Annotated in this window: 20 protein-coding genes and 1 other RNA gene; 7 read left to right on the top strand and 14 right to left on the bottom strand. The window is 42.8% G+C overall.

Annotation, left to right across the window (positions count from 1 at the left end):
- Window positions 1-8: 8 nt before the first annotated feature.
- The 6 genes from dapB to B0E43_RS26020 all read right to left on the bottom strand — a co-directional run bounded on the left by dapB (window position 9) and on the right by B0E43_RS26020 (window position 6,699).
- Entirely contained in the window at window positions 9-731 is a 723-nt protein-coding gene (gene dapB / locus B0E43_RS26045) for a 4-hydroxy-tetrahydrodipicolinate reductase (protein ID WP_077347219.1), read from the bottom strand.
- Window positions 731-1,348 carry a DUF5683 domain-containing protein gene (locus B0E43_RS26040; RefSeq protein WP_254423362.1) on the bottom strand — a complete coding sequence of 206 codons (618 nt, stop codon included), beginning with the start codon at window positions 1,346-1,348 and terminating at the stop codon, window positions 731-733. The genes dapB and B0E43_RS26040 overlap by 1 nt, the downstream gene beginning before the upstream one ends.
- A gap of 4 nt (window positions 1,349-1,352) precedes the next feature.
- The gene (locus tag B0E43_RS26035; RefSeq protein ID WP_077347217.1) at window positions 1,353-2,264 is read right to left on the bottom strand and encodes a ParB/RepB/Spo0J family partition protein; all 912 of its coding nucleotides are present in this window, start codon (window positions 2,262-2,264) and stop codon (window positions 1,353-1,355) included.
- Window positions 2,265-2,266: 2 nt separating this feature from the next.
- Window positions 2,267-3,049, bottom strand: a complete 783-nt coding sequence (locus B0E43_RS26030; protein WP_077347215.1) for a ParA family protein — start codon at window positions 3,047-3,049, stop codon at window positions 2,267-2,269.
- A gap of 200 nt (window positions 3,050-3,249) precedes the next feature.
- Window positions 3,250-5,040, bottom strand: coding sequence for a membrane protein insertase YidC (yidC, locus tag B0E43_RS26025; protein ID WP_077347213.1), 1,791 nt, complete (start codon window positions 5,038-5,040; stop codon window positions 3,250-3,252).
- 39 nt (window positions 5,041-5,079) lie between these two features.
- Window positions 5,080-6,699: a CTP synthase gene (locus B0E43_RS26020; protein WP_077347397.1), complete on the bottom strand. Its 1,620-nt coding sequence runs from the start codon at window positions 6,697-6,699 to the stop codon at window positions 5,080-5,082.
- A gap of 317 nt (window positions 6,700-7,016) precedes the next feature.
- Here B0E43_RS26020 and B0E43_RS26015 point away from each other — a divergent pair, with 317 nt between their 5' ends.
- Both B0E43_RS26015 and B0E43_RS26010 read left to right on the top strand, forming a co-directional pair.
- Window positions 7,017-7,802 (top strand): hypothetical protein, encoded by a 786-nt coding sequence (locus tag B0E43_RS26015; protein WP_077347211.1) that lies wholly within the window; start codon window positions 7,017-7,019, stop codon window positions 7,800-7,802.
- A 122-nt stretch (window positions 7,803-7,924) separates the two neighbouring features.
- A complete protein-coding gene (locus B0E43_RS26010) occupies window positions 7,925-8,329 on the top strand; it encodes a hypothetical protein (RefSeq protein ID WP_077347209.1) in 405 nt (134 codons plus the stop codon).
- Window positions 8,330-8,792: 463 nt separating this feature from the next.
- Here B0E43_RS26010 and B0E43_RS26005 read toward each other — a convergent pair whose 3' ends face one another.
- A complete protein-coding gene (locus tag B0E43_RS26005; protein ID WP_077347205.1) occupies window positions 8,793-9,368 on the bottom strand; it encodes an RNA polymerase sigma factor in 576 nt (191 codons plus the stop codon).
- 112 nt (window positions 9,369-9,480) lie between these two features.
- Here B0E43_RS26005 and B0E43_RS26000 point away from each other — a divergent pair, with 112 nt between their 5' ends.
- The 4 genes from B0E43_RS26000 to B0E43_RS25985 all read left to right on the top strand — a co-directional run bounded on the left by B0E43_RS26000 (window position 9,481) and on the right by B0E43_RS25985 (window position 12,564).
- Window positions 9,481-9,816 (top strand): DUF6249 domain-containing protein, encoded by a 336-nt coding sequence (locus tag B0E43_RS26000; protein ID WP_077347395.1) that lies wholly within the window; start codon window positions 9,481-9,483, stop codon window positions 9,814-9,816.
- A gap of 119 nt (window positions 9,817-9,935) precedes the next feature.
- Complete coding sequence (locus tag B0E43_RS25995) at window positions 9,936-10,409, top strand: hypothetical protein (protein ID WP_077347203.1); 474 nt, start codon at window positions 9,936-9,938, stop codon at window positions 10,407-10,409.
- Window positions 10,406-11,854, top strand: a complete 1,449-nt coding sequence (locus tag B0E43_RS25990; RefSeq protein WP_077347201.1) for a CCA tRNA nucleotidyltransferase — start codon at window positions 10,406-10,408, stop codon at window positions 11,852-11,854. The genes B0E43_RS25995 and B0E43_RS25990 overlap by 4 nt, the downstream gene beginning before the upstream one ends.
- Window positions 11,855-11,856: 2 nt before the next feature.
- Window positions 11,857-12,564 (top strand): lipopolysaccharide assembly protein LapB, encoded by a 708-nt coding sequence (locus B0E43_RS25985; RefSeq protein WP_077347199.1) that lies wholly within the window; start codon window positions 11,857-11,859, stop codon window positions 12,562-12,564.
- A gap of 593 nt (window positions 12,565-13,157) precedes the next feature.
- Here the strand turns inward: B0E43_RS25985 and B0E43_RS25980 are convergent.
- From B0E43_RS25980 to ffs, 5 genes are all read right to left on the bottom strand, one after another.
- Complete coding sequence (locus B0E43_RS25980) at window positions 13,158-14,537, bottom strand: S41 family peptidase (protein ID WP_077347195.1); 1,380 nt, start codon at window positions 14,535-14,537, stop codon at window positions 13,158-13,160.
- A gap of 73 nt (window positions 14,538-14,610) precedes the next feature.
- A complete protein-coding gene (locus B0E43_RS25975) occupies window positions 14,611-15,321 on the bottom strand; it encodes a cell division ATP-binding protein FtsE (protein WP_077347193.1) in 711 nt (236 codons plus the stop codon).
- A 3-nt stretch (window positions 15,322-15,324) separates the two neighbouring features.
- Window positions 15,325-15,528, bottom strand: a complete 204-nt coding sequence (locus tag B0E43_RS25970; RefSeq protein WP_077347191.1) for a fructose-6-phosphate aldolase — start codon at window positions 15,526-15,528, stop codon at window positions 15,325-15,327.
- Window positions 15,529-15,583: 55 nt separating this feature from the next.
- The gene (fsa, locus tag B0E43_RS25965; RefSeq protein ID WP_077347189.1) at window positions 15,584-16,243 is read right to left on the bottom strand and encodes a fructose-6-phosphate aldolase; all 660 of its coding nucleotides are present in this window, start codon (window positions 16,241-16,243) and stop codon (window positions 15,584-15,586) included.
- A 137-nt stretch (window positions 16,244-16,380) separates the two neighbouring features.
- Window positions 16,381-16,467, bottom strand: an RNA gene (ffs, locus tag B0E43_RS25960) — signal recognition particle sRNA small type.
- A 138-nt stretch (window positions 16,468-16,605) separates the two neighbouring features.
- Between ffs and B0E43_RS25955 the strand changes: the two genes are divergently transcribed.
- Window positions 16,606-18,246, top strand: coding sequence for a M28 family metallopeptidase (locus B0E43_RS25955; protein ID WP_077347187.1), 1,641 nt, complete (start codon window positions 16,606-16,608; stop codon window positions 18,244-18,246).
- A gap of 97 nt (window positions 18,247-18,343) precedes the next feature.
- On the opposite strand, the gene B0E43_RS25950 is transcribed toward B0E43_RS25955, so the two are convergent.
- Complete coding sequence (locus B0E43_RS25950) at window positions 18,344-18,904, bottom strand: pentapeptide repeat-containing protein (protein WP_077347185.1); 561 nt, start codon at window positions 18,902-18,904, stop codon at window positions 18,344-18,346.
- Window positions 18,905-18,988: 84 nt separating this feature from the next.
- A complete protein-coding gene (locus B0E43_RS25945) occupies window positions 18,989-19,798 on the bottom strand; it encodes a creatininase family protein (protein WP_077347183.1) in 810 nt (269 codons plus the stop codon).
- Between the last annotated feature and the right edge of the window lie 17 nt (window positions 19,799-19,815).

Raw genomic sequence — 19,815 nt, 5'->3', positions numbered from 1 at the left:
TGTTAGTTTCAGAAAGATAGAAAATCATCCATGGTAAGCACTCCTTTTCTGCCTTGGATCCATTCAGCCACCAAAACTGCGCCAAGGGCAAATCCTTGTCTGCTGTGGGCGGTGTGTCGGATCTCAATTTCGTCGATTTCAGAGCTGTAGCGGATTATATGGGTGCCGGGAGCAGGGTCGATTCTTTTGGCGGTGATTGGCAAAGAATGTTCATATTCGGGCGAGTGTCCGACCAGGTTCCATTCTTTCAATCTGTCCATATTTCGAAAAATACCCTCGGCAAGAGTTATTGCCGTGCCAGAAGGTGCATCTTTCTTTTCGGTATGGTGGATTTCTTCCAAGGAAGCTTTATAGCCAGGAGTTTCATTCATCAGTTTAGCCAAAAATTCGTTGACTTTGAAGAAAATATTGACTCCGATACTGTAGTTGGAGGCATAAAAGAATGCTCCATTTTGTTTCGAGGTCAGTTTTTCAATTTCAGCCTTTCGGGAAAGCCAGCCAGTAGTTCCTGAAACAACGGGGATTCCACGTTCCATTGCCCAGCTGATATTCTCAACGGCAGCCTCCGGTTGACTGAACTCGATAGCCACATCAATTTTTGAAGGATCAAGAGTTTTTAGTTCTTCCCTGTTGTCTATATTGATTTTGGCTGCAAGGGAATGGCCCCGGGACTCGGCGATTTCACCGATGATTTTTCCCATTTTGCCATATCCAAGGATTAAAATGTTCATTATTTAAATTGAAATTTCAGGGTTAGTCCCATTGATGTACTTGAAGCTGCGAAAGTACCGACATTTGGTTCAATTTTCATGGCGAGATCATCGGAAATATCAAATCCGGACAAATGCGCATCTACATTGGCATCAATTAAGTTGAGCGCATAAATGGCTGCCAGCAATAAGATGGTCAAATCTCTGTTTTGCCTCCAATAGTCCACGTTCCTTACCAAAGCTTCCCTGTTCAGTGAGGGAAACTGCGATTGGTCTCCGTCATCGTAGGCGAAAAGTGCCTCACGAAAGGTCTGGTAACGTTTGTTATTGTATCCGATAAAATATACATCGGTCATGAAGCCGGCGTAGAGTAAGGGCACTTTCCATGCTTTGCCATTATAGACTTGTCCGGCACCGGGTAATACTGCTGAAAGGATAGTGGCCTTTCGGGGATTTTTGGGAAGGGAGGAGTAGTCTGGTTTTTCTTTTTTCTCTTTAGGTCGCGATTCTGTTGTTTCAGATTCAGTCTGGGTTTGAGACAAAGCCGGACTTGTCCAAAGAAATACCAAAAGCAAAAGCCCCAAGGAAATCCATGGGGTCGTGATTTTTGTTCCAGTATCGAAAAGGTACGCTTTCAATTTTTCAGATGATTTCGAGAATTTCGAGGATTCTGTTGAGGTCTGTGGCTGAATTGAAGGGGATTTTTATTTCTCCACGGTTTTTTTCATCCGCTTTCAAAGCGACTTTAGTACCAAAGTGAGAAGCCAATCGATGTTGAATTTTGTTCATTTCATACTTACGGACAGGGTCAAGGCCTTTGGTGGGAAGTTCCTTTTCCTGTTTTCCCTCATTGAGAGCCTTCACTAATGCTTCCACTTTGCGGACACTGAGTTCCTCATCGATAGCCTTTTTGAAAATGGCCAATTGCTTGTCCACGTCCTCAATATTGATCAGCGCACGGGCATGTCCCATGGAAAGTTGCTGGTCGCGGATTGCCGCCTGAATGGTAGGAGGCAACTTCAACAACCTGAGATAATTGTTGATTGTTGTCCTGTTTTTGCCAACTCGATCGCCCAGTTCTTCCTGCTTCAGATTACATTCTGCCAACAAACGCTGGTAAGAATGTGCGATTTCCAGTGCATTAAGGTTTTCCCGTTGAATATTTTCAATCAGTGCCATTTCCAGCATTTGCTGGTCATTGGCAGTGCGGACATATGCTGGGATCTGTGTAAGTCCCGCAATTTTGGAGGCTTGAAAGCGGCGCTCCCCGGAGATCAGTTGGTACTCATTCGGGGCAAGTTTTCTTACCGTAATAGGCTGAATGATCCCTTGGACGATGATGGATTCTGCAAGTTCTTGTAGGGAATCTTTGTCAAAGTGAACTCTCGGCTGATAGGGGTTGACCTGGATCTCTCCCAGAGGAATTTCGAAAATCCCTGTTTTGGCTACTTCAGGTAGGATTTCATTGGATTTATGCTTTGCAGGGCTGTCTTCTAACAGAGCCCCAAGACCTCTTCCTAATGCGTTTTTCCGATTGGGCTTATTTTCCGACATGTTTAATTTGTCACTTTTTGGAGGCCATTTTTCTGGGCGATTTCGCCGGCCAGGTTGAGATACGCAATAGAACCTTTCCCCTCAGCATCAAAAGCAATTACTGGAAGTCCAAAACTTGGAGATTCAGAAAGTCTGACGTTTCGAGGGATAATGGTGTTGAAAACCATGTTTTTGAAGTGAAGTCTGACTTCTTCCACAACTTGGTTGGAAAGTCTCAGACGGACATCGTACATGGTTAGGAGAATTCCCTCAATTTCCAAATCGGGGTTAAGGCGCGTCTGGATGATTTTAATCGTATTGAGAAGTTTACCCAAACCTTCCAAGGCAAAATATTCGCATTGAACAGGTATAATTACTGAATTTGCTGCTGTGAGGGCATTGATTGTAATCAAACCCAAAGATGGTGAGCAATCGATGATGATGAAATCATACAGGTCTTTGAGCGAGGAAATTACCTCTTTCATTTTTTCCTCCCGATTGTCCATATTAATCATCTCCACTTCTGCTCCGACCAGGTCGATATGTGAAGGCACCAGCTCGAGATTTTCGATGGATGTCTTGCGAATAATGTCTTTGACACTGATACCGTCCACCATGCATTCATAGATGCTGGTGTCAATGGACTTTGGATCGTGGCCAAGCCCAGAAGTAGTATTGGCCTGCGGATCAGCATCGATGACCAGGGTTTTAAACTCCAATACAGCCAAGCTGGCAGCAAGGTTCATTGCAGTGGTGGTTTTCCCCACTCCGCCTTTTTGGTTGGCTATGGCAATTATTTTTCCCATGGTTTAGTTAGAGGGTATTTGGATTCCAATATTAATCAAATTCAGGTCTTTTCCTTTGGAAGGGTTTTCTTTTTTTGGTCCCAGTCTAAGGTTAAAAAAAGCTAAACATTTTATTTTCAATTAGATAAGGTGATTCTAGTAAGCTTTTCTTTCAAAAAAAACAGCCTAAAAAAAGGAGCTTTAAAAAAGCTCCTTTTCATTTATTTTTTTCTGTTGGTGTCAGCGGCTTTCATCGCATCCTCCAGTTTTTGCTGAAACTTAGACTTCTTTTTGTTTACGTTTTTGGCCTTACTTTCTTCTACTTTCGCCCGTATTTTTGAGTCATCCACGAAGAGTTTTATGACACCCTGCTGGCCAAAGGTCACAACGTTGGATACGAAATAGTAAAAGCTCAGACCAGCCGGATAGGAGTTTAGGATAAACATAAACATCACAGGCATGATGTAGCCCAGGTTTTTCATCGGGCCGGTAGCTGTAGTTAACTGATTGTTGAAATGGGTGTACACGATCTGGGACACTGTCATCAATAAGGTGAACAAGCTGACATGGGATCCATAGAAAGGAATCGTAAACGGCAATTTGATGAATTCGTCGTACGTAGAAAGGTCGTTTGCCCAAAGGAAAGATTCCTGACGCAGTTCCACTGCATTGGGGAAAAAGAAGAACATCGCAAACAAAAATGGCATCTGAAGCAATAAAGGAAGACATCCTGAAATCGGGCTTACGCCTAATTGCGAGAAGAGCTTCATCTGTTCCTGCTGCATTTTGGTAGCATCCTCACCGTATTTCTCCTTCAGTTCATCAATCTCAGGCTTGATGACACGCATTTTTGCCATCCCGATATAGGATTTGTAGGTCAACGGTGACAGGGCCAACTTGATGATCAAAACGATCAGGATGATGATGATTCCATAGCTGTTGAAATACTTTTCCAGGAATTCAAACAGGTGGACCACGATATACTTATTGACCCAACTGACGAAGAAATACCCCATGTCCACATTGTCTTCGAAGCCATCGGTTACCATTTTTAGCGTCTTGTATTTATCCGGTCCGAAATAAAAGCTTACCTCGGCCTTCCCGTTTTCCATAGGAATGCCAAATGCGGCCTTCATACTTCGGACAATTGAAGAATCTGTCGGAGTGGATTGGGCTATACTTACATTCTGAAATACAGAATCAGCGATAATCCCTGCTGTAAAAAATCTCTGGCTAAATCCAATCCATTTTACCGGTTCAGCTACCAGTTCTTCCTCAGGATCATCGCCAACTCCCAGATTTTCAAATGATTCTGAAGCGAGATAATAGTTGAGTTTTGTTTGTCGTCTGGATTCAGCCAGGTCTTTTTCTTGGGCTTTGATCTGATCATCCCAGGTGAAATTGATAGTGTTTCCTGAGAAAACTCCCTGAAACCGGTCAATTTCAAGAGACTTCTTAACGATATAACTTCCCTCTTCCAGTGAAAATGTTTGAATAATCTGGCCGGACTCTGTGCCAGCAGTCAGGGTCAAAACCTGGGTTTTTACGCCTTCCACATCCACTTCTGTCAGATTTGGACTGAAGAAAAGTTCAGACATATCCAATGTTCCCTTGGAGCTTTCAAGTGAGAATGCCATTTTGGAGCTATTCTCATCCAGCAAAGCCAAAGGCTCCATATTCCAACTCTTATATTCCTTTAGAATGACTTCTTTGAAGGCTGCTCCCTGAGTAGAAAGGGTGACTTTTACTTTGTCATTTTCAAGGATTATTTCCTTCTCTTCTCCAATAGTCAGAGGAGCAAGTGCACCATATTTTAAAGAGCGCTGAATGTCTACCAAACTGTCCGGAAGAACTTCAGAGGGGACTTCTTGTGAACTTGCCGAAATCTGGGTTTCGGTTTGCTGAGGTATTTCTTCTACTGGCGGGATTTCAGGTCCACTCGCAAAAAACAGAGAGTAGATCAGGATTACCGCTGCAAAGAGGATCAAACCTGTTGCTTGATTTTTATCCATAGGTATTTTTTTCCTCGCTAAAGGTCTTAGCGTAATTCTTTACTTTACTTTTTTATTGTCAATGGCCGCTTGGATGAATTTCACAAACAAGGGCTGAGGATTCAAGGCAGTGCTTTTGTACTCTGGATGGAACTGTACGCCAACAAACCACGGATGGTTTTTCAGTTCCATTATTTCTACCAATCCCGTATCCGGATTTTTTCCTGTGGCGATCAATCCGGCGTTTTCTACTTGCTCCAGATAATCGTTGTTAAACTCATATCTGTGGCGATGGCGCTCATGGATCTTGGTTTTTCCATAGGCTTGGGCCGCTTTGCTTCCTTTTTTGAGGTCGCAAGCATACGAACCCAATCGCATAGTTCCGCCCATTTGGTCAATTTTCTTTTGCTCCTCCATCAAGGCTATGAGTGGGAATTGCGTTTCAGGATCCATTTCAGTAGAATTTGCACCCTTGAGACCCATTACATTTCTGGCGAATTCGATAACAGCCACCTGCATTCCCAGGCATATTCCGAAAAACGGTACTTTTTGTTCCCTCGCATATCTGACGGTTTCGATTTTACCCTCAAATCCTCTTTCTCCAAATCCTGGGGCTACCAAAATACCATCAAGTTCTTCAAGTTTTGACTTGAAATTTTCCGTGTGGATTTCCTCCGAAGAAATCAACTTCAGGTTCACCTTACATTCGACGGCAGCACCTGCGTGAGTGAAAGATTCGATGATAGACTTATAGGAATCGGGGAGGGAAACGTATTTTCCGATCAATCCGATAGTCACTTCTTGGGTGGGGTTTTTCAGCCTTCCCAAGAAATCCTTCCAATGTTCGAGGTCAGTATTTGTTTTTGAGGTAAGTTTTAGCTTTGTCATTACCCGCTCGTCCAGTTTCTCTTTTTTCATCAAAAGAGGCACGTCGTAAATGGACTCAGCATCCATAGCTTCGATGACACTGTTGAGTTGAACGTTGCAGAAGAGTGCCAATTTTTTCTTGACATCTAAAGGAAGGTGGTGCTCTGTACGGCAAACCAGTATGTCCGGCTGAATCCCCGCCTCCAACAATTGCTTGACAGAATGCTGGGTTGGTTTGGTTTTCAGTTCTTTGGCAGCGCTCAAATAAGGAATGAGGGTCAAATGAATCACCAAAAAGTTGTTCGGCCCAAGGTCCCATCTTGCCTGACGAACAGCTTCTATAAATGGCAAAGACTCGATATCACCGACGCAGCCACCGATTTCGGTGATCACGACATCGTATTTTCCGTCTTGTCCTAGTTTATAGAAGTTGCTTTTGATCTCATCGGTAATGTGGGGAATAACCTGCACGGTTTTACCGAGAAATTCACCTTTCCGCTCTCTTGTGATTACGTTGTTGTAGATTCTTCCGGTAGTGATGTTGTTGCTTTGGGATGTGGTGACATTCAAAAACCGCTCATAATGTCCCAAATCAAGGTCTGTCTCCGCCCCATCATCAGTCACGTAGCACTCTCCGTGTTCATACGGATTGAGCGTGCCCGGATCAATGTTGAGATAGGGATCGAATTTTTGGATTGTCACACTGAAACCCCTGGACTGAAGCAATTTGCCTAATGAAGCAGCAATAATGCCTTTTCCAAGAGATGAGGTAACACCTCCGGTGATGAAAATGTACTTTGTGGATGAGCCCATAAGAATGGAGACGGATGATTTTGATTGGAATCTTATGGGGTTCAAAATTAGGGAAATTTCCTGACTTGGCTTGGGGAATTGAGATTGAATTTTGAGGTTTCTCAGACTTTTGGGTTTGGAATCGAAAATCGCATTCCAAAGTATTGGCGACAATATGTGTCAAATCTATTTTTCGTGTTTCTCTTAAGCCTACTTTAGCATTGTGATATCAAGCCAGTTGGGTGAAGAGTTGGATCTGTAGATAAAAGTTACTTCTGCTCTATTTATACCAACTCATTTCAGCTTGGATCATCCTCTGAAATAATAATTAAATCAAAATGGAAATTGCTATGAACTTAAGAGACAAAAGTATTGCATTGATGGATTGCCTGGTGGGCAACACTTCAGATTGGTTGGGAAATTTGGATCATCCCAAACGCGACATTGTGGTCTTGGATCCCATCCAATTGTTTTCGGAAATAGATTGGACTTGCTTCGAGGAAGATGTTCAAGTTATAAATAGAATTTATTCCAAACTATTTGATGAGGTTGTAATAACCCATAAAAAATTGGTGTGCTTTTGGCCACTTTCTGGACAATTAGGAAACGACTGGTTTGAATTAGCTTCATTGTGTAAAGCAAATCATTGGGAGCTTGAGATTTATAAAAGTGTCCAATACTCTGATGAAAAATATGGATTCAGTGATGAGATAATTCAGACATGGAAAAAGTTTGTTTATTTTTTGATTGAGTCTCTTATTGAAGACATTCAATTAAATGAAGAATTTGAGGAAATAGGCACACTCACTTCCGACCAAGATTCTATTGTTTTATTCAAACTGGAGCAAGGTGGAAAAGTAATTTATTCTTTTGCTTTTGAATCTTTACCTTTCGAATTGTTTCCAAGCCAAAGCGCTGAATTAACAAACATTCAAAATCTCCATCCCTCCTTTGATACATTTAATGAAATGCTTGACAAATTATTGGATGAAAATGACTTAAGTCTATATCAGACCAAATTCTCTGACCCACAGTTGGAAAAAGCCTATTTCAATGTTTTGGCTCGGGAATTCAAAACGAAAAACCTGATAACAGGCTGGATAAATACCTATTCATTGAATTAATTTGTTAGCTAAGTAAGGCTGTGTATTTTATTTTGTAAATATTTATTAAATATATTTATTGAGTTAAAATCAATTTATATCTTGCAAAAGATTTTTATAAACACAAATTAATCTTCACAGAAATGAGAGAACTAATTAAAGAAGCTATTACTGATCTTAAAAGACCAGATGGCTTTATCTATGTAACTGCAGACGGTAAAAAAATTGACCTTCATGAAGCGGCAGCACGAGGAATTGCAGTGACTCCAGTAAACCCAAAAGATGTAGTTATCAAAAAATTGGAAGCTGCTGGTTTGTTTTTGACAGACGGAAAATTTGTAAGCGAATTAAATGATCTTATAGCAGCATTGAGCGGTGGTTCTTCATCCAAAGGTGCTGGAAAAAGAAGATCTTTTTCCGATTCTGAGAAAAGCAAAATTGTAGAAGAGTGGCAAAAGGTAGAAGCCGCAGGTAAAAAAACTAAAGCAGCTTTCGCAAGAGAAATTGGTGTTGGTTATCAGACATTTATTAATTGGCTAAAAAGCTAAGTAATTCTGAAAACGATAAAAAAAGACAGCTTTTAAGCTGTCTTTTTTGTTTATACTCCGGCTTGTTTATTTCGTAAGGTTCCCCATATCATAATAAAACCCAAACTAAAAAACGCACTTATTCCTATCAGGAATTGGGGGCTTAGATTAGGAACAGGAATATTGAAATTCAACAGGTTCCTATCTAGGGATGGGAGGTTTACCGGAGGAATTTTATCAAATAGAGAAGTGGTTTCCTGTTGAGATGGAATCATCAAAATACTCCAAAAGAAAATTGCAAAAATAAATCCAAAGATCAGCTTCCAGCCCAAGGGTGAAATTATCGGTTTGTAAACCAAAGTTGATTTTGGCAATGCTTCAATTTTTTTCAATACTGACAAATGAAACCCCTCTCCCGGAAACTCGGAACCGGCTTCTTTTATCCATTTTTTCATTGGATCCTCTGAGTTAACAATTTCATTTTTCATATCAGCCCGATTAATTCCTTGTTGGTCAATTTTCTTAATGCGATTTCCAAATGTTTTCTTCCCCGGTGCAATTGAACCTTGATATTGGATTCAGAACTTCCCGTGATCAAAGCAATTTCCTTGATAGCTTGATCTTCAAGATAAAACAGCGTCAAAACTATGGCCTCTGAAGGATTGAGCATTTCGATTCCTTTTTTTACCAAAGCAGATCTTTCCTCCCGTTGCATAATCTCCAAACCGTCCAGAAAGTCAGCAGGTTCATCATGGTTTTCAATAATATCTTCAACCAAGGTGAAATGCCGCTTTGTTTTCCTCAATCTCCCAAGGCATTCATTATATACTACCCGGTACATCCAAGTGGTAAATTTAGACTTGCCCTCGAATCCTGAAAGAGATTGGTAAACTTTAACAAAGGTATCCTGCGCTGCTTCCTGTGCTTCTTCGGGGTTTTTGAGCATCCGATGTGCCAAGGTATAGACCAAGCGCTGATGCTTTTGTACCAGCATACCAAAGGCCTGCATGTCGCCTTGGCGGGTTAGCTTGATGTAATGATTGTCTTCCAGGAATTGCATTCAGAAATTAGATGCAGGTTGTCCCAAAGAAGTTACAAATTATTTTTTTTAAAAAATCCTGTAACCTCTTCCGGAGTGTTTGCATCCAAATGACAAACAAAACAAAAACGACATGCAAGAAGAAATCTTAATTCCGCTGATTATTTTCTCAGCCATTTTCGGAATGGTCTATGTATACCTGACAACCAGAAATAAAGAGCGGCTCGCGCTCATCGAAAAAGGTGCAGATGCCTCCCTGTTCAATACAGGAAAAAAGAAAGGATTGGGCAACATTATCCTAAATCTTGCCCTTCTGGCAATCGGAATCGGGATTGGTGTATTGGTAGGGGCCGGTTTGGAGCAAGCTGGGATGAACGAGGATGTATCCTTTCCCGCAAGTATTTTCATCTTTGGTGGATTGGGCTTGGTAGCCAGCTTTTTTATCAACAGAAAATTGGAAAACGAGTAAACTAAACCAACCCTGATTTGCAATTTGCCTCTTCTCTAAAGGAAGAGGTTTTTTTGTGTTTGAGATTTTAGCCGCTAAGGCTGGATAATCTGATTATTTTTGCAATAAAAATCAACGTTTTGGATCAGCAAGCAATCGTAAAAACTTTCCGCGACAAAGGAGAGGTTACCATCAAAGAAGGAAATGGCAAAATCCTCACATTTCTGAAATCGGACAATTGGAAGCCGGAATCTGGATATGACTGGACTTACCTCCTGTTTGATTTATTTCAAATCCGCTCAGTTTGTGAGCCTTTTTCAGAGGTTTCCTTAGATATTGTTGAACTTGGAAGCAAGCCGACCATATTTCACAGTCCGGTAAATCCTGTCATCAAAAATGGTCCTATCCACCATGGGAATATCCGTTTTTCCCTGATCCGGGAGCCAAACTGGAACAAATTGCTTTTCCAGATTTCCCAGCCAGTCCTAGTAAAAATAGATTCGGGAACCCTACAGGCTGATTTTCAGACCGAACTGTTCTTCCCACTTTTGGGTCCAAATACCAAAGAAATGTTTTTGGGACCTGATGGCGATGTAAAAATTATCAATCGATGAATTTAAAGTCCAGGCTAGACGAAAACGAAATTTTTGAAAAAGTAGGAGCAGCAGCTTCCCGACTGGGCATTAAATCTTATGTGGTGGGTGGCTTTGTCCGTGATCTTATTCTCAACCGTCCCAGCAAGGACATTGATTTTACCTGTGTTGGAAGTGGGATCAGCCTAGCCCAGGAGGTTGCCAAATCCTTTGACCAGCATGTGCCTCTTTCTGTTTTCAAAAACTTCGGGACCGCCATGCTCAAGCTTGAGGATTGGGAATTGGAGTTTGTAGGTGCCAGAAAGGAATCCTACAGACTGGAATCCAGAAAACCTATTGTAGAAGACGGAACGCTGGAGGAAGACCTGGAACGCAGAGATTTCACGATCAATGCCATGGCCATTTCTCTGAATCCAGAGGATTATGGGGAATTGATAGATCCATTCGACGGAATGGGGGATATCAGGCGAAAATCCATAAAAACTCCATTGGAACCGGGAATTACCTTTTCGGATGATCCACTGCGGATGATGCGTGCGGTGAGGTTTGCCGCCCAATTGACATTCGATATCGATGCGGACACTTTTTTTGCTTTATCTGAAAATGCGGCAAGACTTCAGATTATTTCTGCGGAGCGAATCATCGACGAGCTCAATAAAATAGTAATGACCCCAAAGCCATCCTATGGGTTTAAGTTACTTTTTGCATCTAAACTTTTGCATGAGTTTTTCCCTGAAATGGTAGAACTGCAGGGGGTTGATTCGGTCGATGATAAGTCTCACAAGGACAATTTCTACCACACCCTTCAAGTCCTGGATAATGTCTGCCAAATGACCGATAATCTCTGGCTTCGCTGGGCGGCGATTATGCATGATATTGCCAAACCTGCCACCAAGCGCTTCAATCCAAAAGTCGGGTGGACTTTTCATGGACATGAGGACAAGGGTGCCCGCATGACACCTGCGATCTTTCGGAGGTTGAAACTGCCCATGGATGAGCGGATGAAATATGTCCAACAGCTAGTCCGCTTACACCTACGGCCCATTGCATTGGTGAAAGACGAAGTGACTGATTCGGCTTTGAGAAGACTTCTTTTCGATGCAGGAGACGACATTGATGATCTGATGAAGCTTTGCCGGGCAGATATCACCTCCAAAAACAACAAAAAAGTCCAACGCTACCTTGAAAACTTTGGTAAGGTGGAGGAAAAGCTCAAGGAAGTAGAGGAAAAGGACCAGGTCCGAAACTTCCAGCCACCGGTTAGCGGAGAAGAAATCATGGAAACTTTCGGCCTTTCTCCTTCTAAAATCATCGGGGAAATCAAGGAAGAAATAAAAGAAGCTATATTGGAGGGCAAAATTCAAAACAATCCAGAAGCCGCCCGAAAACTTATGTTTGACATTGCCCGTACCAAGGGCATTGCTCCGCTGGACAACAAATCAAATCACCAAGAAAACAAAGATTAACAATGAAGCGCGCCCTATTACTGCTGCTCCTGGCCATTGGTGCCGGAAATCTGTCTGCCCAGACAGCAAATGACTCACTTCCAAAATTGGATCCGAAATTAAAAGCCTCACTGAATGCTGTTGATCAAATCGGCTATCAAATGGCAATGAGATACAGTGACCCACAGATGGCCAAGACGAAATTATTCGAACTGATGGTTCGTAATCCGGAAGATCTTCGCTACATGGAAGCTTTGGGAAGCCTATATTTTGATGGGGGACAATTTGCCTCTGCGGCTCTCGTTGCCATGGACATCCTTCAACTCAATGACAAAAATGTTGGAGCACTGGAAGTTGCTGCCTATTCCTTGGAACAATTGGGAGCTTTGGATCGCGCATTGCCGCATTTCGAAAGCCTCTATCTGTTGACCGGGGATAATTTCAGTCTTTACAAATCAGCATTTATCCAATATAATTTGAAGCGCTATGATGAAGCAATGAATTCCGTCACCATGCTTGTGAAGAATGCAAAGGCTGACGAGAAAATCGGCTTCCCAAAATCACAAACCGAAACACAGGAAGTGAGCATGAAAGCTGCTGCACTTAATCTGAAAGGACTGATCTATTTGGATCAAAACTCCATGGCTGAGGCAAAAACTGCATTCAATGAGGCAATTTCGCTGGATCCGGCTTTTGATCAGGCAAAAGAAAACCTGAAGAAGACGAATTGAAATTGACCAAATCGACAATCTAAAAAACCGGCCTTATCGCCGGTTTTTTTGTTCAAAGTCTTTTTTGAAATCCTAGACCTTAGAATTGGTTTGTTTTCCGTGGAAGAATTTGAAGAATCAGATTCAACATGCTTATAGCTGATAATAAAATCTTTTGAATACAGCCATTCCAATTCTATTCCCTAGAGGAATTGATTAAGGAAAAGCAATAAATGCAATGGTGGTGGTAATTAGGGTTAGCAAAAGACTTACCAGCAATATTTTGGAGTAATTGGTCTCCCAATGTTTGCTGTTACCCGAGGAATCATTGACTAGCCTTTTCATCGGTCTGATCGCTAATTGTACAATAGCCAAACATCCCAGAAAGTAGATGATGAATAATAATAAAAAAGTGGCTGCAGCTTCCATGTGGTGAATATAAAGGAGTCAGATTTTTAAAAAAATGACTTTTGGCAGGCTTAACAATTTGATAACCTTGGACTTTCATAAAAGAAGGGCCAAACTGATCTTTTCTCATCCGGTCCGCGTCTATCCCTTTTACCCATAATAATTGAAATTCTAAAAAAAAAACGCCCCGATTTGGGGCGTTGACTTTATTTCAAAATAGGATTTTCAATCATCACACCAGACCTTATTTTTCCTTCTAGGGAGCTCCCAACATCCAGACGGTCGAGCTGCTGAAATCTGGCTCCGGATGTTATTCCGGTGATTTGCCCGATGGCAGTCCTCAAAAGCAATTCATTAATATCTCCCAAAGGACGGAGACGTTCCTGAGACTCTTTCAAAGTGATATTTGGTACAAATCCTTCGGTGTAATCCGATTGATCCAGACTGTTAAAACTTTGTGAAACTATCGGCAAAATGCCATAGTTGTTTTGGTCATTTTCTTCATCCTCAAAGGGAATCGAACCCACATTTTTCCCTGTGGTCGTGTCACCAACAATCGCAACGTCCATGTAGGGTTTAAGACCGTTGATGATCAATTCGGAAGCTGAGGCTGTTCTGGAAGTAGTCAAAATATAGACTCGATTTCCTTCCATTGTATTTCCGAGGTTTTGGTTTTTTGCCAGAAAAGAAGTCTGAACATTTCTGAGCTGTTCAAGCTCTTCCATGAGGTAACTATTGTATTTGGTTTTGGAAAAAATACTGCTGGAACTGACCCCTGGAGCAATCAAACTGGCCAAATTTACAGCAGAGGAAACGTACCCACCGCTGTTATATCGGAAATCCACAATCAGGTGATCAATTCCTTCAGCTTTGAATTTTCCGAAAATCCCATCCATTTCATTGTCATAGGCGGTGCTATTTTCGCCTGGCCCCGGAGCAAAGAAATGGTAAACGACATACCCGATTTTCTCCCCATTGACCGTATAAATCGTATCAAGAAAGTTCGGATTTTCAGCCAGTTGAACTGCTGTGAGCGTGACATCGGGTTTTGCAACAAATCCCTCGGATTCTTCATCAAACCTGGAGTAGGATAAGGTGTGCATGCCATCTATTTCTCCCAAAAGTTGCTGGTAATTTCCAATAGTCAGGACCGTTCCGTTGATTTTGTTGATCACATCACCTCTTTGCAAGTCTACGTTTGAGGCAGGGCTGTTTTTTTTAATGTAGGAAACTTCTGCGACCACATTGTCGCTGGTGGGATTTTCTCTGTAAAGAATGAATTCATAACCTGCCTCCAAATTCACACCGTTGAGGGCATTGATCAGCTCTTGGTAGTCTGGATAAATAACCGAAAACCGATCTGTCGGGCGGAAAAGCAGTGCTTCGAAATAGTCCTCAGGGTCGGAATTTTCTGCAATCGGTGTCCCAAGATCATCCAACCAGAGGTATACTTCATCCATTACATTCAGAATCCAGCTGTTGGCAGCATTGTTTGACGCTGGATCCAATTTGGGGACTTCCTCTTCTTGACAAGAAAACGAAAAGGTTGCCAAAAGCAGAATGAGGAGGGAGTTGTAATATCTCATAATTGATTAATTGGATACTTGGAAAACGGCTGTATCAGGGAAGATGTTTTACCTGGCCTGTTTTTTCGAAGTTTCAAAAAGATGAACCAAAGGAAACGTCATGCATCTGACTGTCCAGTAATTTTCCTTTCTCACATTTCAAAACCCGATAAGGGAATTTGCGGAGCAATTCATGATTGTGAGTTGCCATCAGAATGGCAGTGCCTTTTTTGTTGATTTCCTGAAAGAGTCTGAAAATCCCGTCGGCAACATCCGGGTCGAGATTTCCGGTAGGTTCATCGGCCAAAAGTATGGAAGGCTCATTGAGCAAGGCCCTGGCAATCACCACACGCTGTTGCTCGCCCCCCGAAAGCTGATGCGGCATTTTCTGCAAGGAATCGACCAGACCAACCTGGATCAAAACTTCACTGATCCGTTCTTTGATTTTGACAGGATCAGTCCAGCCGGTGGCTTTGAGCACAAAAGACAGGTTTTCCCGAATGGTCCGGTCGCTGAAAAGCTGAAAGTCCTGAAAGATGATTCCGATTTTTCTACGGAGATATGGGACCTCACTGTTTTTTATTTTGGTAAGGGAATAGCCCACGATTTCGGCGAGACCTGATCGGAGAGGAAGGTCTGCATAAAGGGTTTTTAGAAGAGAACTTTTACCACTTCCCGTCCGGCCTATCAGGAATACGAATTCATGCTGCTCTACTGAGAAATTGACATCGGACAATACAGGGTTTTCTCCCTGAAAAATAGTGGCCTGCGTTACCTGAAGCACAGGTTTGGTACTGAAATCCATGGTTTAGAGTTCTAATTTTTGAAGTTTACCGAAAGGAAGATTTTTAATCACTTCCTCCAGCTGATTTTCTTTGCCTTCCAGTCCGAATTTCTCAATGTTTTTGAGGGGTCTGTCTGCCCGGAAATAAGCCACCAAAACGAAATTTTCATCTCGTATCTGGATATAGTCGGGGATTTTGGCTTTTCCTTTTACTTTGATAATGTACATGCTGTGGGATTGAAAAAGAGGCTGAATCCGGGAAGAAACAGCCTCTTTTGATTTTTTACTTTCCGGCTGCTTTCGCGTGATCAGCCAGAAACTGTGCCAGACCTGAATCCGTAAGTGGATGCTTGAGCAATCCGGTGATTACTTTAAGTGGACAGGTGACCACGTCTGCACCAAGTTCAGCACATTTGATCAAGTGCATGGAGTGACGGACAGATGCTGCCAGGATTTCGGTTTCAAATCCGTAATTCTGATAAATATGAACGATCTGGCCAATCAACTCAAGCCCATCGTAAGAAATATCATCCAATCTGCCGATAAATGGAGAAAGGTATGATGCTCCGGCTTTGGCTGCAAGGATCGCCTGACCTGCTGAAAAAACCAGGGTACAGTTGGTACGGATACCTTCGCTGTGGAAGTATTTGATGGCTTTGATTCCGTCTTTGATCATCGGGATTTTCACCACGATTTTGTCGTCGATTTTTGCAAGTTCTTTGCCTTCGCGGATCATTCCTTCAAAGTCTGTGGAAATCACCTCTGCACTTACTTTGTCGTCGACGATATTGCAAATGGCTTTGTAATGGGCTCTTACATTGGCATCTCCACTGATGCCTTCTTTGGCCATCAGAGAGGGATTGGTAGTCACGCCGTCCAATACGCCAAGGTCATAGGCTTCGCGGATTTCGTCCAGATTGGCGGTGTCGATAAAGAATTTCATGAGAATAGGTTTTTGGTAAAGACTTAAACAGAAGCTTAAGCTTGAGTTTGATTTATTTTAGGCTAACGGACAAAGTTAGAAGATAAATCAGGATTAGGAATTCCTAAAAATTGAGGATTTGGAAATTTAGGGCAAAAAAAGAAGCGGCATCGCACCGCTACAACCGCTTACCCTTGCTTCCTTCCGGACCTGGGGGATTTAGCAGGAGCTGGTCGTGCCGCTAGGTCACAAAGGTAGGGCAAATTTCACTTGATGCAATGCCTCTTTTTCAATTTGATCCTATGCCTCAGAAAATCAACTGGTAAAAGTTTTAACTTGGGCTTCCTTATCTGATTTATCACCACAAACCCAAATCAGTCTTTATGAAAAAAACACGTATAGTCACTTTTGTAGCATTGGCTGCCCTTTCGGCTTGTCAGGCACCACAAAAGCCGAATTACAAGTTTCAGGTTTCAGACTTGGAGCCAAACCTAATCACTCTTTCCTCGGATGAATTCATGGGCCGGATGCCCTTCACAGAAGGGGAATCAATCACCACTTCCTTTTTGGAATCTGAATTCAAAGCCTTGGGTTTGGAGCCGGGAAATGGGGATTCTTACTTTCAGGACGTGCCCATGGTATCGATTGTCAGCAAACCATCTGGGACAATGGAGTTGAAAAATTCCGGTACCAGTGTCTCCTTGGAGGGATTTAAAGACTTTGTAATTTGGACTCAGAAAACCGATTCCCTAGTCGAGGTGAAGGATGCTGAAGTGGTCTTTGCCGGCTTTGGAATTGTAGCTCCGGAATATGGCTGGAATGACTACCAGGGCTTGGATGTAAAAGGAAAAATCGTAGTCGTCTTAGTCAATGATCCCGGTTTTGGGACGGAGGATTCCACTTTTTTCAAGGGAAACACCATGACTTATTATGGTCGCTGGACCTACAAATACGAAGAGGCTGCCCGACAGGGAGCTTTGGGTTGCCTGATTGTGCACAATACGATTCCGGCTGGCTATGGATTTAATGTGATTCAAGGAAAGCACAATGCCCCGATTCTTTACCTGGATGACCGGGGAAATGAAGCCTACAAAATGGGTTTTGAAGGATGGATCACGCTTCCCTCAGCCAAGAAACTATTCGACCTAGCAGGGATGAATGATGGGGAGCTGCTTGCAAAGGCCAGAAAAACAGGGTTTCAGGGTATTCCTTTGGGAGTGAACCTCTCAGCGACTATCCAGGTGACAGCAGAATATAATGTCTCTCAAAATGTGGTGGCCAAAGTCACCGGTAAAACCAAACCCGAGGAAGTAATTGTCTATTCCGCGCATTGGGATCACTTTGGAATTGGCAAACCCGATGAAACCGGAGATAGCATTTACAACGGTGCACTGGATAACGCCTCCGGAACTGCGGCTTTGATCGCTTTAGCCAAGGCCTTCAAAGCGGATGCTCAACCCGACCGAACCGTGGTTTTCTTATCTGTCACAGCCGAGGAGCAGGGACTTTGGGGTTCGGCGTACTATGCACAGAATCCGATATATCCTAAAGAAAAAACCGTGGCAAACATCAATATGGATGGAATCAATCCCTATGGTAAAATGAAGGATGTGTCTATCATCGGTTCGGGCCAATCCGAAATGGAAGATTTGCTCAATGTCGAATTGGAAAAATTAGGCCGCTACAGTGCTCCCGAACCCAATCCCGTGGCTGGTTATTATTTCCGCTCGGATCATTTCAATTTTGCCAAAATCGGAATTCCGGCCTTGTATTTCGGGACAGGGATCGACCATTTCGAAAAAGGGAAAGAATACGGAAAACAACTTCAGGATGACTACGTGGCAAATTATTACCATAAGCCCAACGAAGAATACGATCCTGCCCGATGGAATCTCGATGGCGCAGTGGATGATGTCCAGTTACTTTATAATGTTGGGCGAAGCCTGGCCAACTCAGACAAGTGGCCCGGTTGGAAGGAAGGCTCGGAGTTTAAGGCTGTGAGGGACAGTTACATGAAGAAGTAACCAATTTCCAATGATCAATTACCAATGGTCAATGCTCAATTATTGATACCCGGGTGGTTTCCTTGAACATTGACCATTGAATTTGCTCATTGCTCATTTACCCAATTTTTATCCCCCACTTCCCAAGCAACCCTGGCAATCCTTCCAAGTCAAATCGTGCACCTTTAATCCGGTTTGTCTCAGGATCGAGGCGGTAGTTTTGGGCTTCGCGAAAGTCGGCTTTCTCCAGATTACTCCGGTCAAAAACGACTCCCATAAGATCTGAACCCTGAAAATCACAGCCTGTCAGATCAGCCTGTGAAAAATCCACCTCCCGCATTCTGCAATTTTTGAAGAGGGATTTTTTTAGCTGCAGGTTGAAAAAGTTGCAATAGTCCAGTTGACTGTTCTGAAAATTGAATTCAAGGAGAAAGGGGTTGGCAGCGTTGAAATGCACTCCGAGAATTTTGCATCCTTCAAACTTTATCTGGCGAAAACTGACCCCTGAGACTTTTGAGTTGCTTAGGTCACAGTTTTTGAAAGAACAATTTTCAAAACTGCAACCATGAAAATTTAGGTTGGAAAAGGTGCATCCTGTAAACGTGCATCCCTCATATTCTCCGGTTTGAAAATCAGAAGCTTGAAGGTTTTGGAATACTTGGTCTGAGAAATAGGTCATCTTTATAAATGAGTAGCGGCCGAGTTGGGTGATGGGTTTTAATTACCATTGAGCCTCGTAAATCGTATTTCGTAAATCGCAATTCTAAATTCCTGCCAAATCCCACTTCCGTATCGTCTCTTTGATCAATCCGGCGACTTTAGCATTGACTTTTTTGAAATATTCATCCGCCTGAGCCTGGTCAAAGTTGGGATAGCCCTGACCTTCTTGATAGAGTCCGATGGAGGAAGGGAAGGGTACCGCTGACCAGGTGTTGGGCTTGGGATAGGCTGTGGCTTGATCGGGATTGTAACGCTCCTTATGGACCAATGTAGGATCAATCGCCTGAATGTAGGCCGTCTCATTCAATCCGGCATGGCCACCGTCTTCTTTGAAAACTTCCAACGTCACGTCAGAGGCAAAGGACCACCAGTTGATTACGAGCGTGCGGACTCCCAGTTCATTGGCCACTTCAGCGGCTACTTTTTGGAGTACTGCAGTTTGACCTCCGCCATGGCCGTTTAGGATGATGATGTTTTTGAATTTGTTTTTTGCCAAGCCTTTCAGAATGTCCCGGACAAAAAGTGCGTAGGCTTCTTCGGAAATCTGGAATGCTCCAGGATAAGCAGCCATCGAACCGGTAATTCCATAATTCAAAGTCGGAGCAACCATGGCATTCAATTCTTCTGCCATGTCCATTGCCATTGCAAAAGGAGCCGTATTATCTGCGCCGTTGTTGATAACTCCATGTGGCTCCAATGTGCCGGTTGGTAGCAAAACTGTGGTTATTTTCTCCGGGACAAATTCCGCAAACTCCATCCAATTGATGCGGTCCATCTCCCGGGTAGAAGGGGATTGTGCGAATAGGAGGAATGAAATAAAACAAAAAGCCAAGCTTAGGACCAAGTTCTTCATTTACGGGACGATTTGAG

Origin of the sequence: Algoriphagus sp. A40 (assembly GCF_002002735.1) — a bacterium.
Classification (GTDB): Bacteria; Bacteroidota; Bacteroidia; order Cytophagales; family Cyclobacteriaceae; genus Algoriphagus.
This window is presented reverse-complemented; position numbering and strand designations above follow the sequence as displayed.